The following is a 13368-nucleotide window of genomic DNA, read 5'->3' as shown; positions in this document are numbered from 1 at the left end:
CGCATCGTCACGTGGCACACGAGGGGGCGCGGCCCCGACCGGGACCGCGCCCCCTCACTCACGACCTCGTCCGATCAGACCGCGTTCACGGCCGCGTCGGACCAGGCCGCGCTCACCACCGCGCCGGAGCAGGCCGCGTCACGCGGCTCACCGGCGCGCTCCCGTGCCCAGCAGCTCGGGCAGCGGGTTGACGAGACCTCCGCTCGGCGACTGCCGTTGGGCGGAGGGCCCGGCCGGCCAGACCGCAGGGCAATGGGTGTCCTTGCGGGGGGTCTTGAGGGTGATCAGGTAGGTGTCGATGGCGTCACGCGCACAGGGGCTCAGCCAGTAGTCGCCGTGCCCGACACCGTCGTACGTGAGGAACACGGCCTCGCGGCCGATCTGGCGGGCCGCGTTGGACCCCCAGGAGTGCGGGGTGGCCACGTCGTACCGGCTGTTGGTCACCAGGATCGGCGGGGTGCCGTCGACGCGAAGCCGGTGGGGCGGGTTGGTCACCTCGGTCGGCCAGTTCTGGCAGCCGGTCAGGTCCGTCCAGGCGAGGGAGCTGAGCCGGGTGACCGGGGCGAGGCGGGCCAGTTGGCGTTCGAAGCGGGCGAGCGTGCCGTAGGACGGCACGTCGAAGTCGTAGTCCTGGCACATCACCGGGAGGTACGCGAATTCCGTCGGCTCGCCGCGCTTGCCGAGGGACCGTGCCGCCGCGGGGTCGGGGGCGTCCAGGTAGGCGAGGTCCTCGGCGAACTGGAACCAGGTGGCCGGGTCGTACATGTAGCCGAAGGCGAGGCCCTGGAGGTCCTGGGTGGTGAAGGTGTAGGGCGGGTCGCCCGGCAGGACCAGCTCACCGGCGTCGGCCCGCTTGTAGAGCGAGTCGAACAGGGCACGGGCGTCCTGGTCGTGCAGCACGCAGGAGGCGGTCCGCGCGCACCAGTCGGCGAACTGGCCGTACGACTCCTCCATCGCGACGGTCTCGGTCTTCTGGTAGGTCCACGGGTTGAGGCTGTGGTCCATGTTCGAGTCGATCGTCATGGCACGGACCCGGTGCGGGTAGCGCTCGGCGTACTGCTGGCCGATCCCGGTGCCGTAGGACACGCCGTAGTAGCTGATCCGCTTCTCGCCGAGGCCGGCCCGGATCGCCTCCATGTCGCGGATGACGCTCGCGGTGTCCATGTTGTCGACGAGCGGCCCGGTGAGGTCGCGGCAGTTCTCGCCGAGCGCACGGTTCGCCTCACGCAGGGCGGCGAAGGAGGAGGCGCTGTCCGGGTAGAGGAGTCCGCCCTGCTCGGCCACCCGGTCCTCGTCGCACATCACCGGGTTGCTGAGGCCGACGCCGCGCGGGTCGAAGCCCACGATGTCGAAGCGCTCCAGCAGTTCGGGCGAGAAGGAGTTGGGCGCGCTGAACGCGAAGCCCACCCCGGAGCCGCCCGGGCCGCCGGGGTTGATCAGCAGCGAGCCGATCCGGTGTTCGGGGTCGGTCGCCAGGTGACGGGCGAGGGCCAGGTCGATGGTGGCGCCGCTCGGCCGCTTCCAGTCCACGGGGACCTTGATGGTGGCGCACTCGAAGGTGCCCTCACCGGTCGGGGATTGGCAGGGTTCCCAGGCTATTCGCCCGGGTGACGGCGTCGTGGCCGAGGGTGCTGCGACGGCGGTTCCGGCGAGCAACTGGCCGAACAGTGCGGTGACCAGTGCTCCGACGGCCAGTCTTCGGCGGCCTGTCGGGCGTGAGGTCGGTGGGGGGTTGGACGTCACAGATGTTCCTCCATGAATCAGGAGTTCACAGACGGATCACAGCATGGCCCGAACCTCCTTGCGGAACAAGGAAATTGATGATCAATCAGATAACGGTGCCCAGGACACCCGGACCACCTGGTGATCTATGACTGTGCACGTACCCAAGCAGGCCGCATCAGCATTAGGCCTGCGACCTGTACGAAATCCGCGCGACACATATATTTACAGCCCTTGTTACCTCCCTTACTGTGAACGTTCACGGAAACCGCAACATGCGCATGCCAAGCCCCCGCTCGGCTCGCACGTCTCGATCAAAGGAGTTCGGGATGACCGTGAACGGTCCAGGTCGCACAGTGAAGGCCGCCCTGCTCATGGCAGCCGTCGCCCTGCCCGCGTCCCTGCTCACCACCCCCACGACCGCCTCCGCCGCGGGCACCCTCACCATGCTCGGCGCCGATGTCTCGACCGCGCAGCGGGCCCTCGATCTCGGCGCCAAGTACTACGACGCGAGCGGCACCGCCAAGGACCCGCTCGACATCCTCAAGGGCGCCGGCGTGAACTACGTCCGCCTGCGGGTATGGAACAACCCGGCCAGTGGCTACAACAACAAGGCGAAGGTGCTGGCCTACGCGAAGCAGGTCAAGGCCAGGGGCCTCAAGCTGCTGGTCGACTTCCACTACTCCGACACCTGGGCCGACCCGGGCAAGCAGTACAAGCCCGCGGCTTGGTCCAGCCACAACATCGGACAGTTGCAGACCGACGTCTACGACTACACGTACGACGTCTGCAACAGCCTCAAGTCCCAGGGCACCACCCCGGACAGCGTGCAGATCGGCAACGAGATCAACGTCGGCATGCTGTGGAACGAGGGCAGGGTGGTGAACAACGACTTCACCAACCTCAGCCTGCTCCTCAAGTCGGGCTACAACGCGACCAAGGCCTGCAACAGCGGCACCAAGGTGATCATCCACACCGCCAACTCGGACAGCGACGCGCATGCCCGCTGGTTCTACGACGGCATCAAGGCCAAGGGCGTCAACTGGGACATCACCGGGCTGTCCTACTACTGCCCGTGGCACGGCACGCTGGCCAACATGGGCAGCGTGGTGTCCGACGTGAAGTCCCGGTACGGCAAGGACGTCGTCATCGCCGAGACCGCGTACCCGTTCACCTCGGCGGACGCGGACAGCACCACCAACTCGATCAACTCCGGCTGCTCGGGCTACCCGCTCACCTGGCAGGGCCAGGCCGACAACTTCACCGCCGTGCAGAACACGGCCCGCAACGCCGGCGCGATCGGCGTCTTCTACTGGGAACCGACCTGGTACGCGGTCAAGGGCAACGGCTGGGATCCGGCCGACATCAACAACAGCGGCAACGGCTGGGACAACATGGCCATCTTCAACTGGACCGGCCAGCTGAACCCGAACGTCAAGTGGACGCCGTAGTCCCCGAAATCCAGCAGTAGCGAACGGCACCGTCTGCGGACGGTGCCGTTTCGTTTGCCCGGGACCGACTCATTGGAGTTCACCCCTGTGAACAACGATCATGTACACGACCGTTGACGCGTTCACGGCGACCCCTCTACCGTCCGGGGAAAGCGCTTTCTCCCAGCTGGGTGCAAGGTTCGGCGTCCTGCCCCATTCATGATGCCGAACAAGCCGCATCACGGCACCCGGTTGGCCCCGTTCACCGAGCCGCCCCTGGTCGGACGAGACAACCCACCTGGAGACGAACGATGCAACTGAGACCCGTCATCGCGTCCATCAGCCTGCTGACCGGCACACTCGTCGTGGTTTCCGGCACCACGGCGCAGGCAGCTCCCACCCGCTACGAGGCCGAGAGTTCCCCGGCGGTCTGCACCGGCACCATCGACTCCGACTGGGCCGGCTACTCCGGCAGCGGCTTCTGCAACGCCAACAACGCGGTCGGCGCGCACGCCCAGTTCACCGTGAACGCCGCCACCGCGGGCACGGCGACACTGAGCGTCCGCTTCGCCAACGGAACCACCACCGCACGCACCGCGAACGTCATCGTGAACGGCTCCACGGTCACGACGGCGTCGTTCGAGTCCACCGGCACGTGGGGCGCGTGGACGACCAGGACGCTGACGGTACCGGTGAATTCGGGCAGCAACACCGTCCGGCTCAGCCCCACCGCCGCCGTCGGCCTGCCCAACATCGACTACCTCGACGCCGAGGTGGGCGGCACCACCACGCCACCGACGGGCTCCGCCCTGTACGTGGCGCCGAACGGCACCGACGGCGCCGCCGGAACGCAGGCGGCCCCGACCACGCTCACCTCGGCGATCAGCCGGATCACCCCCGGCGGGACGATCTACATGCGCGGCGGCACCTACCGCTACTCGCAGACGGTCACCGTCCCGGCGGGCAACAACGGCACGGCGAGCGACCGTACGGAACTGGCCGCCTACCCGGGTGAGACGCCGGTACTGAACTTCTCCGCCCAGACAGAGGACCCCGCGAACCGCGGACTCGCGGTGAACGGCTCGTACTGGCACGTCAAGGGCCTGGTCGTGGAACGTGCCGGTGACAACGGGATCTTCGTCGGCGGCAGCGACAACATCTTCGAGCGCACGGTGACGCGCTTCAACCGGGACACCGGCCTGCAGCTCTCACGGATGCTCTCCAGCACGCCCAGCAGCCAGTGGCCGTCCAACAACCTCGTCCTGAGCGCCGAGTCGCACGACAACGCCGACTCCGACGGCGAGGACGCCGACGGCTTCGCCGCGAAGCTCACCTCCGGACCCGGCAACGTGTTCCGCTACGCCGTTGCCCACAACAACATCGACGACGGCTGGGACCTCTACACCAAGACCGACACCGGACCCATCGGCGCGGTGACCATCGAGGACTCCCTCGCCTACGACAACGGCACCCTCACCGACGGCTCCCAGGCCGGCAACGGTGACCGCAACGGCTACAAGCTGGGCGGCGACGACATCGCGGTGAACCACATCGTCCGGCGCAGCATCGCCTACCACAACGGCAAGCACGGGTTCACCTGGAACAGCAACCCCGGCTCGATGGCCGTGTCGGGCAACCTCAGCATCGACAACACCGAGCGCAACTTCAGCTTCGACGGCGGCACGTCGGTCTTCCGCGACAACACCTCGTGCCGCAGCGGCAGCGGCACCAACGACCGGATCATCGGCAACTCCGACAGCACCAACCAGTTCTGGTCCGGCTCGAACGGCTCCCGGTGCTCCTCCTCCACCGGCGCGATGAAGTGGTCCTACGCTTCGGACGGACGCCTCGTCGTGACCTTCGGCAAGTAGAACCAGTAGAAGGTGTCGAGGCCGGCAAAGGTCCGGTGCCGGTCCACGTCGGGCTCCCCGCCCGAAGGGACGCTCCCCGATCAGGCCTCGGCCGCGGGGAGCGTCACTTCGAAGCGGCAGCCGCCGGGGACGTTGCGCACGGCGGCCCGGCCGCGGTGGGCCTCCACGATGCCCCGGACGATGGCGAGGCCCAGACCGGCGCCGGCGGGTGGGGTACGGGCGTGCGTGCCGCGCCAGCCGGTGTCGAAGACCCGCGGCAGGTCCTCCTCGGGGATGCCGCCGCAGCCGTCGGTGACGGACAGGACCACCCCGTCCAGGGAGCGCTCGGCGGCGACCGCGACCGTACCGTCGGACGGGGTCCGGCGGATCGCGTTGACCAGGAGATTGCCCAGCACCCGGCTCATCTCCTTGCCGTCCACCTCGACCGGTACCGGCTCGATGCGGTCACCGACCAGCACCACCCCGTACTCGCGGGCGAGGGCGTCCGCTCCCGCGAGGGCGTCGCCGACCAGGTCGTACACGGAGATACGGGAAGGGGAGAGGGCGAGCGCCCCGGCGTGGATGCGGGAGAGCTCGAAGAGGTCCCCCACCATGTCGTTGAGGCGTTCGACCTCCGTGCGCATCTGGCGGAGGTAGCGCTGCGGGTCGGCGGCGACGCCGTCCTCCAGGGCCTCGGACATGGCGCGCAGCCCGGCGAGGGGCGTGCGCAGGTCGTGCGAGATCCAGGCGACGAGTTCGCGTCTCGATGTCTCCAGGGCCCGCTCGCGATCGCGGGACTCGGCCAGCTTGGCACTGGTGGCGGCCAACTCCCTGCTGAGTGCCGAGAGTTCGGCGGTGGCCGGGCCGTCGGGAGCCGCGAAATGACCGCCGTCACCGAAGGAACGGGCGGCGGCGGTGAGCGCCCGGCTGCGGGCGACGACCCAGCGGCCGAGCAGCAGCGCGGTGGCCAGGGAGACGACCGCCGCCATCGCGACGACCGTGGTGACGACGCTCAGGTCGTGCGAGGACAGGAACATCGCCTGCGCCACGGCCAGCGTGCCCGCGAGCATGGCGGTCACGGCCACGGCGGAGACCACGGCGAGGGACGCGGTCAGCGAGCGTCGCCGGATCAGCCACAGTGCGCCCGCCCCGAGCAGCCCGGCCGTGACGGCGCCGAGGAAGGCGAAGAGGGCGATGAGGAGGGTGTCGCGCATGCTCAGACCGCCTCCTCGCGGGGCGTGGTGTCAAGGCGGTGGCCCACGGCCCACACCGTCTGGATCAGCCGGTCCGGGGCCGGGCCCTCCTCCACCTCGCCCCGCGGCCCGCGCGCATGGGCGGTGCCGGTGGACAGGTCGTCGAAGTCCCCGGCCCCGGCCTCGCGCATCGGCTCATCCCGGCTGTGGGCGCGCCCGTGGTGGCGCAACAGGAAGGCGGACGGGTCGAACTGGCGGAGGGTGAGGCCGTGTTCGGTGGCGTTCTTGGTGGCGCGGGGGGCGGCCGGGGTGGCGGCGAGGCCCGGCGCGTGCACGGGCCGAGCCGCGACGGCGGGTCGGCTCCGGCGCGGCACTGATGCGACCCGCAGCGCCGGTTCACGGGGACCGAAGGGCTTCGTCACGTAGTCGGCGGCGCCCGCCTCCCGGCCCAGGATCCGGTCGCCTTCGTCGCCGCGGGCGGTGAGCGTGACGACCGGCACGGGGCCGCGGGCGCGTATACGGCGGCAGACCCCCAGGCCGTCCATGCCGGGCAGCGTCAGGTCCAGCACGACCGGGTCCGGCCGGTGCGCGGCGGCACATGTGAGCGCGGACGGCCCGTCCTCTGCCCTGCCCACCCCGTGTCCGGCGCGGTCGAGACGGCCGGGGACGACCTCGGCGACGGTGGGGGCGGTGAGGTCGTCATCCGCGGCGAGAAAGCGGCCCGCGTCCATGGGCCCGCGCGGAACGGGTCCGGGGCCTGGAGATGCGTACGACTGCTGCATGCCCCCACCCTCCCACCGGCCTCGCTCCCGCACGGAGCGCCGGCCTCGATGTCCTCGTTTCGTAAGAACACTCGGACCACAGCCCGCACAATGTGCCTGAAATATGACAAAGAGGGATAATTTCCCCATCGCGGCGACGCGTGACCGGCGTCCCCCCCACTGAACAGGCAGGTCGGCCCATGCCGAAGAAAACACCCTCGTCCGAGCCCTCCCACGGAAAGGGCCCGAGCCGTCACCAGGGCACCGGGCAGCACGGCTGGTCGCCCGATGTGGATGAGACCCGGCAGCAGGACAACCCGAGCGCTCGCCGCTCCTTCGACGCCGAGCAAGCCGGTGGCAAGGGGCCGGGCCGGAAGAAGTCCAAGGAGGAGACGAAGTCCGTTCCTGGTGACACGGTCGAAAGCGACAGTGCACGCGGCGAGGAGTACGGCGGCGAGAACGAGAAGGGCATGCGGGACACCGAACGCAAGGGCCGCTCCAAGCGCCCCAGCGGCACGAGGGACGCTTCCGCGTTCACCGGCGTGGACCCGCAGGACCCGCCGTCCAAGCGCCGACCGGGTTAGAGCCTGCCCCGAGCACCGGCCGGGCCAGGGCCTGCCCCGAGCACCGGCCGGTCAGGGCCTGATCCGCGGATCAGGCCCTGATCGTCCTCGCGTCAGCAGATCCGCGGCAGCTGCTCCCCGATCGGCAGATCGACGACCCGCGTGCCCCCCAGCCCGGTCCGGGCCACCACCATGCCGGGATGTGTCTCGACGGCCTCGCCGATGATCACGGAGTCCGCACCCAGCGGATGGGCACGCATCGCCGCGAGGACGGCGTCGGCGTGCTCGCGCGGGACGAAGGCCACCAGCTTGCCCTCGTTGGCGACGTACATGGGGTCCAGGCCCAGAATGGCGCAGGCGTTGGCCACGGCCGACGGCACCGGGACGTCACGCTCCCGGATGACCACCCCGGTACCGGAGGCCGCCGCGATCTCGTTGAGCGCGGCGGCCAGGCCGCCTCGGGTGGGATCGCGCAGCACGTGCAGGTCCGGGGTGACGGCGAGCATGGCGTCGACCAGGCCGCCGAGCGCCGCACAGTCGCTGTCGATCTCCACCCCGAATTCCAGGCCCTCGCGGACGCTCATGATCGCCACGCCGTGCACGCCGATGGCGCCGCTGACGATCACGACGTCGCCGGGGACGACCCGCTGAGGACGCAGGTCGACGCCCTCCGGGATGAGGCCGATGCCGGCCGTGTTGATGAAGATCCCGTCGCCGTGGCCGGCCTCGACCACCTTGGTGTCGCCGGTCGCCACCTCGACGCCGGCGGTGCGGGCCGCCGCGCCCAGCGCCTCGGCCACCCGGGAGACGACGTCCAGTTCGACGCCCTCTTCCAGGATGAATCCGCAGGAGAGGTAGGCGGCGCGGGCGCCGCTCATGGCCAGGTCGTTGACGGTGCCGTTGACGGCGAGGTCGCCGATGCTGCCGCCGGGGAAGAACAGCGGCCGCACCACGAAGGAGTCGGTGGAGAAGGCGAGCCGGGCGCCGCCCAGCGAGAGAGCGGCGGCATCACCCATCTGGGCGAGCGCCGCTCCCCCGTAGGCAGGCGCGAAGATCTCCTGGACCAGTTCGGCGGACAGTGCCCCGCCCCCGCCGTGGCCCATGACGACACGGGGGCGGTCGCGCAGCGGGGCCGGGCACGTCCAGGCCGCCGGGTCCACTGCCGTGGCCGCGAGGTCGGTGGTGTCAGACAACGGGGCTCGCCTCCCGGTCCGTGGTGGTCGTGGTGGAGGGCAGGTCCAGGCGCCGGTAGAGGTAGTACGCGGCGCAGGCGCCCTCGCTGGAGACCATGGTGGCGCCCAGGGGGGTGCGGGGCGTGCAGAGGGTTCCGAAGGCCTCGCACTCGTGCGGCTTGAGCAGTCCCTGCAGCACCTCTCCGCTGCGGCACTCGGCCGGTTCCCGGGTCTGGATGCCTTCGACGGAGAAGCGGTACTCGGCGTCGTGGTCGCGGTACTTCTCCGCCAGCCGCCAGCCGCTGTCGGGGATCACGCCGATGCCTCGCCACGCCCGGTCGGTGACCTCGAAGACGTCCTCCAGCATGGCGCGGGCGGCCGGGTTGCCCTCCGGACGGACGGCGCGGGCGTAGGCGTTGTCGACGGTGTGCTCGCCGCGTTCCAACTGGCGCACGGTCCGGCGGATGCCTTCGAGGATGTCCAGTGGCTCGAATCCGGTCACGACGATCGGCACGTGGAAGCGTTCGGCCAGTTCCGGGTACTCCCCCACGCCCATCACGCTGCACACGTGCCCGGCCGCCAGGAACCCCTGTACCCGGCACTTCGGCGCCGACATGATCGCCTCGATGGCGGGCGGCACGCGGACGTGGGACACCAGCAGGCTGAAGTTCGGGATGCCCAGGCGGCGCGCCTGATGGACGGTCATGGCGTTGGGGGGTGCCGTCGTCTCGAAACCGATGCCGAAGAACACCACTTCGCGGTCCGGGTTCTGCTGCGCGATCCGCAGGGCGTCCAGCGGTGAGTAGACGACGCGTACGTCGCCGCCCTCACTGCGGACCTGGAACAGGTCCCGGCCGGTGCCCGGCACCCGGAGCATGTCACCGAAGGAGCAGAAGATCACGTCCGGGCGGGAGGCGATCTCCAGGGCCTTGTCGATGACTTCCAGCGGGGTCACGCAGACGGGGCAGCCAGGACCGTGGATCAGTTCGACCTCCTTGGGCAGGAGCTGGTCGATGCCGTGGCGGATGATGCTGTGCGTCTGTCCTCCGCAGACCTCCATCAGGGCCCAGGGCCGGGTGACCGTGGAGTGGATGTCGTCGAGGAGCCGGCGCGCCAGTCCGGGGTCCTGGAACTCGTCGATGTACTTCACTTCCGCACCTCCTCGACGGTGTCCTCGCCCGTGTGCCCGGTGACCGGTCCCGCTTCCGCGGCCAGTTCCCAGGGGTCGCCGAACTCCTCCTGCAACAGGCCCATTTCGGCGAAGAGTTCGAGCGTCTGCTTCGCCGACTCCTCGTCCAGGCGTTGCAGGGCGAATCCGACGTGGACGATGGCGTACTCGCCGACCTGGAGATCGGGCAGGTACTCCAGGCACACCTCCTTGACCACGCCGCCGAAGTCGACGGTGGCCATGCGGGTGCCGTCCCGTTCCTCGATGTCGAGCACTCTGCCCGGTACCGCCAGGCACATGGGCCTCTCCTTGCTGTGGGTGGTGCGTGGGTCAGTGGGCGGTGGTGGCGCGGGCGGCCACCATGAGCTGGCCGAGCGCCAGTCCGCCGTCGCCCGGCGGGACCAGGTGGTGCCGCAGGACCGTGAAGCCGTCCTCGCGCAGGGCGTCGGCGCAGGCCGAGGAGAGCAGGGTGTTGGCGAACACGCCTCCCGTCAGGGCGACGGTGTCCAGCCCGTGCTGCTCTCGCGCCCGTACGCAGATCCGGTGCACCAGAGCGGTCACGGCCCGGTGGAAGCGGGCCGCGACCACGGCCGGCTCCACACCCGCCCGCAGATCGCCGACGATGGCCGCGAGGACGGGTGCCGGGTCGGCTCGCACGGCTCCGTCCCCGTCCGGCTCCGGGGTGCGCAGGGCGAAGGCGTACGTGATGGGGTCGTCGGCGGGCGCGTTCAGTGCGGCGCCTTCCAGCTCCACGGCTGCCTGGGCCTCGTATCCGGCGCGATGGCACACGCCGGCGAGAGAGGACACGGCGTCGAAGAGCCGGCCCATGCTGGAGGTGGGGACGCAGTTCAGGTTGCGCTGCAACTGCCGCTCCAGCACGTTGAGTTCGTCACGCGGGCAGACGGCGACACAGGCGAGGTCGTCCGACCAGCCGATGCCGGCCGCGCGCAGGTGGGACAGCGCCATCCGGTACGGCCTGCGCACCGCCGCGTCTCCACCGGGGAGCGGGACGTAGGCGAGATGCCCGAACCGGACGAAGCCGTCGTAGTCGGCGAGCAGGATCTCCCCGCCCCATACGGCGCCGTCGTCGCCGTGGCCCGTGCCGTCGAAGGCGACGCCGATCACCGGCCGGGTGCCGTCCAGTTGGTGCTCGGCCATCGCGGCGGCGACATGGGCGTGATGGTGCTGGACGCGCACGACGGGCCGCCCGGCGGCGTTCCTCTCGGCCCACCGGGCGGAGCGGTAGCCGGGATGCCGGTCGGCGACCAGGGTCTCGGGGCGCACGCCGGTGATGGACTCCAGTTGCGCCGTGGCACGCTCGAAGGCGCGCTGCGTGCCCAGGTCGTCCATGTCGCCGATGTGCGCGGACAGCCAGGCGCGCCGCCCCTCGCCGAGGCAGAACGCGTTCTTGAGGTCGCCGCCGGCCGCGAGGGCCGGCCGCACGGGCAGTGGAAGGGTGACCGGCAGCGGGGCGTAGCCGCGAGCCCGCCGGACGAGCAGCTGCTTGCCGTCGCTGACGCGGACCACGGAGTCGTCGCACGGCACATGGATCGGCCGGTCGTGCGTGAGCCAGGCGTCGGCCAGGGGCGCCAGCCGCTCCAGCGCCTCCTCGTCGTCGGTGACGATCGGTTCACCGGCCACGTTGCCGCTGGTCATCACCAGCAGCCGGGGGCCCACGGCGTCGCCCGGCAGGCCGAGGAGCAGATGGTGCAGGGGTGTGTACGGCAGCATCACACCGAGGTCGGGGCTGCCGGGCGCGACGGCCTCGGCCGGCCGCACGGCCTCCGCCTCGTACGACGGGTTCGTACGACGGCGCAGCAGAACGATCGGCCTCATGCCGCTCTCCAGCATGGCGCGCTCCTCGGCACTCAGCCGGACGAGGTGCCCGACCTCGTCCGCGCTCCTGGCCATGAGGGCGAACGGCTTGTTCCCCCGGCTCTTGCGGCGCCGCAGTCGGCTGACGGCTTCGGCGTCGGTGGCGTCGCAGGCGAGGTGGTAGCCGCCCAGGCCCTTCACGGCGAGGATCGCGCCCCGGGCGAGCAGCGCGCGGGCTTCGGCCACCGGGTCCGTCCCGCCGACGTGTTCCGGCCGTCCGCCGAACGGCGGCAGGGGCACGAGCAGACGCAGCCGCGGACCGCAGGCGGGGCAGGCGACCGGCTGGGCGTGGAAACGGCGGTCGCCCGGATCCGCGTATTCGCGGGCGCAGTCGGAGCACATCGGGAAGCCGGCCATGGTGGTGTTCGCCCGGTCGTAGGGAACACCGGTGACGATCGTGAAGCGCGGTCCGCAGTGGGTGCAGTTGACGAAGGGGTGGCGGTGTCGCCGGTCGGCCGGATCGGCCAGTTCACGGAGGCAGTCGGCGCAGGTGGCCGTGTCCGGGGAGACCAGGGTGCGGGCCGGTCCGTCGGTACGGGAGGCGAGGATCGTGAACGCGCCGCCGCCGGTGACCGGCAGCTCCTTGTGGTGGACGGACTCCACGTGGGCCAGCGGGGGCGCGTGGAGGGCGATCCGCTCGCAGAACCGGGCCACGGCCGAGGCGGTTCCCTCGACCTCGGCGACGACGCCCTCCGGGGTGTTGGTCACGTGTCCGGCCAGGGCGAGTTCGGTGGCGAGGCCGTACACGTACGGCCGGAAGCCCACGCCCTGCACCACTCCCCGAACGACGACCCGACGGCGCAGCGGCAGGTCGTCCGCGACGACGGTCGAGGGCCGCGGACCGCTCACGAGCGGGTCTGGGCCATGGAGCCGGTGGCGTCCGGGACGGCGTGCCCATGGCCGTGGTGGTGATGTGCGGGCTCCCCGGCTCGCGAGGTGTCCGGCTTGCGGGCCATGACGGGGGTGTGGACGGGCGCCCCGTCCGCCGCCGCCAGCGCCCTGTCGAGCAGCGCGCCGATCGCCTCGCCCCGGCGTGCCGAGGTCAGGAGCACCTCGACGCCCGGGTTGACCTGCTCCACGTTCGCGCGGAACGCGCCCTCGTCGAACGCGACGGCCTCGGCGATGTCGGTCTTGGTGACCACGACCAGGTGGGCGAGGCCGAAGGCGGTGGGGTACTTCAGCGGCTTGTCCTCGCCCTCGGTCACGGAGGCGAGGACGACTCTCAGTGTCTCCCCCAGGTCGTAGGAGGCCGGGCAGACCAGGTTGCCGACGTTCTCCACGAACAGCAGCCGGGTGTCATCGGGCAGCCAGCCCTCGAGGTGGCCGCCGAGCATCCCTGCCTCCAGGTGGCAGAGGCCGTCGGTGAGGACCTGCTTGACCGGCACGCCCGAACGCGCCAGCCGTGTCGCGTCGTTCTCGGTGGCGAGGTCGGCGGTCAGCGCCGCGACCGGAACGGACCGCTCGCGGGCCAGCAGCAGTTCGCGTTCCAGCAGCGCGGTCTTCCCGCTGCCGGGGCTGGACAGCAGGTTGACGACGGCAGTGCCGCGAGCCGCGAGGCGGGCGCGCAGGGTGTGCGCGGTCGCGTCGTTCTTGGCGAGTACGGCCTGCTGCAGGTCGACCACACGGCACATGGT

11 protein-coding genes are annotated in these 13368 nt (G+C 70.8%); 3 read left to right on the top strand and 8 right to left on the bottom strand.

Annotated features, from left to right (window positions below; translation table 11 throughout):
• Window positions 1-147: 147 nt before the first annotated feature.
• Window positions 148-1743 carry an alpha/beta hydrolase gene (locus KUM49_RS43925; RefSeq protein ID WP_217242566.1) on the bottom strand — a complete coding sequence of 532 codons (1596 nt, stop codon included), beginning with the start codon at window positions 1741-1743 and terminating at the stop codon, window positions 148-150.
• Between the two features lie 308 nt (window positions 1744-2051).
• On the opposite strand from KUM49_RS43925, the gene KUM49_RS43920 reads away from it, so the two are divergent.
• Both KUM49_RS43920 and KUM49_RS43915 read left to right on the top strand, forming a co-directional pair.
• Entirely contained in the window at window positions 2052-3173 is a 1122-nt protein-coding gene (locus KUM49_RS43920) for a glycosyl hydrolase 53 family protein (protein ID WP_217242565.1), read from the top strand.
• Window positions 3174-3463: 290 nt separating this feature from the next.
• Window positions 3464-5023, top strand: a complete 1560-nt coding sequence (locus KUM49_RS43915; RefSeq protein WP_217242564.1) for a carbohydrate-binding protein — start codon at window positions 3464-3466, stop codon at window positions 5021-5023.
• 80 nt (window positions 5024-5103) lie between these two features.
• Here the strand turns inward: KUM49_RS43915 and KUM49_RS43910 are convergent, their stop codons facing one another.
• A complete protein-coding gene (locus tag KUM49_RS43910) occupies window positions 5104-6216 on the bottom strand; it encodes a sensor histidine kinase KdpD (protein ID WP_217242563.1) in 1113 nt (370 codons plus the stop codon).
• Window positions 6217-6218: 2 nt separating this feature from the next.
• Window positions 6219-6977, bottom strand: coding sequence for a response regulator transcription factor (locus tag KUM49_RS43905; RefSeq protein ID WP_217242562.1), 759 nt, complete (start codon window positions 6975-6977; stop codon window positions 6219-6221).
• Window positions 6978-7156: 179 nt separating this feature from the next.
• Between KUM49_RS43905 and KUM49_RS43900 the strand changes: the two genes are divergently transcribed.
• Complete coding sequence (locus KUM49_RS43900; RefSeq protein ID WP_217242561.1) at window positions 7157-7540, top strand: hypothetical protein; 384 nt, start codon at window positions 7157-7159, stop codon at window positions 7538-7540.
• 92 nt (window positions 7541-7632) lie between these two features.
• On the opposite strand, the gene hypE is transcribed toward KUM49_RS43900, so the two are convergent.
• From hypE to hypB, 5 genes are read right to left on the bottom strand one after another with little or no spacing between them, the layout of a single operon-like run.
• Complete coding sequence (hypE, locus tag KUM49_RS43895) at window positions 7633-8712, bottom strand: hydrogenase expression/formation protein HypE (RefSeq protein ID WP_254402708.1); 1080 nt, start codon at window positions 8710-8712, stop codon at window positions 7633-7635.
• Window positions 8705-9841: a hydrogenase formation protein HypD gene (gene hypD, locus KUM49_RS43890; protein WP_217242560.1), complete on the bottom strand. Its 1137-nt coding sequence runs from the start codon at window positions 9839-9841 to the stop codon at window positions 8705-8707. Before hypD ends, hypE begins: the two co-directional genes overlap by 8 nt.
• Window positions 9838-10158: a HypC/HybG/HupF family hydrogenase formation chaperone gene (locus KUM49_RS43885; protein WP_217242559.1), complete on the bottom strand. Its 321-nt coding sequence runs from the start codon at window positions 10156-10158 to the stop codon at window positions 9838-9840. The genes hypD and KUM49_RS43885 overlap by 4 nt, the downstream gene beginning before the upstream one ends.
• A 31-nt stretch (window positions 10159-10189) precedes the next feature.
• Entirely contained in the window at window positions 10190-12583 is a 2394-nt protein-coding gene (hypF, locus tag KUM49_RS43880; RefSeq protein WP_217242558.1) for a carbamoyltransferase HypF, read from the bottom strand.
• Window positions 12580-13365: a hydrogenase nickel incorporation protein HypB gene (hypB, locus tag KUM49_RS43875; protein WP_217242557.1), complete on the bottom strand. Its 786-nt coding sequence runs from the start codon at window positions 13363-13365 to the stop codon at window positions 12580-12582. The genes hypF and hypB overlap by 4 nt, the downstream gene beginning before the upstream one ends.
• Between the last annotated feature and the right edge of the window lie 3 nt (window positions 13366-13368).

Source organism: Streptomyces sp. AC555_RSS877 (assembly GCF_019049245.1).
In the GTDB taxonomy this organism is placed as follows: domain Bacteria; phylum Actinomycetota; class Actinomycetes; order Streptomycetales; family Streptomycetaceae; genus Streptomyces.
The sequence above is the reverse complement of the archived record's forward strand: the minus strand, read 5'-3'. Positions and strand labels throughout refer to the sequence as shown.

Bases quoted from the DNA above. Each gene is read 5' to 3' on its own strand.
- KUM49_RS43920 (WP_217242565.1), top strand. From the start codon at position 2,052: ATGACCGTGAACGGTCCAGGTCGCACAGTGAAGGCCGCCCTGCTCATG.
- KUM49_RS43915 (WP_217242564.1), top strand. From the start codon at position 3,464: ATGCAACTGAGACCCGTCATCGCGTCCATCAGCCTGCTGACCGGCACA.
- KUM49_RS43910 (WP_217242563.1), bottom strand. From the start codon at position 6,216: ATGCGCGACACCCTCCTCATCGCCCTCTTCGCCTTCCTCGGCGCCGTC.
- KUM49_RS43905 (WP_217242562.1), bottom strand. From the start codon at position 6,977: ATGCAGCAGTCGTACGCATCTCCAGGCCCCGGACCCGTTCCGCGCGGG.
- KUM49_RS43900 (WP_217242561.1), top strand. From the start codon at position 7,157: ATGCCGAAGAAAACACCCTCGTCCGAGCCCTCCCACGGAAAGGGCCCG.
- KUM49_RS43885 (WP_217242559.1), bottom strand. From the start codon at position 10,158: ATGTGCCTGGCGGTACCGGGCAGAGTGCTCGACATCGAGGAACGGGAC.
- hypB (WP_217242557.1), bottom strand. From the start codon at position 13,365: ATGTGCCGTGTGGTCGACCTGCAGCAGGCCGTACTCGCCAAGAACGAC.